Source organism: Cobetia sp. SIMBA_158 (genome assembly GCF_046566945.1).
In the GTDB taxonomy this organism is placed as follows: domain Bacteria; phylum Pseudomonadota; class Gammaproteobacteria; order Pseudomonadales; family Halomonadaceae; genus Cobetia; species Cobetia amphilecti.
Genome location: NZ_JAWJYL010000224.1, coordinates 1 through 284, shown reverse-complemented (window position 1 = coordinate 284; position 284 = coordinate 1). Strand labels below are relative to the sequence as shown.

Below are 284 nucleotides of genomic sequence, written 5' to 3'. Positions count from 1 at the left end.
CTCTGTTTTACTTTGAATACCGAAAATTATTTATCAATAATAAAAATTCAATTATTAATAAAGTAAATACAACCCACCCTAGCCCTATCATGAAATTTTCTTGGAATAATAAAGGATGGACTTCTGTAAATCGATTCACTAAATTGAAAGTAAAAAAATAAAGCATCCCGAATGTAAAATTTCTTGCCCATTGCGTTATATGATACGTCAATATCCCCTGTTTAAAACCGTACTCTTTTATTCTGATAATTGCTCTTACAATTTCTATTGTTTCTACAACGATA

Annotated in this window: 1 protein-coding gene; it reads right to left on the bottom strand. The window is 28.5% G+C overall.

Annotated features, from left to right (window positions below; translation table 11 throughout):
- Window positions 1-7: 7 nt before the first annotated feature.
- The coding region (locus R2R70_RS19730) for a hypothetical protein (protein WP_410978858.1) at window positions 8-284 on the bottom strand (277 nt) is incomplete at its 5' end.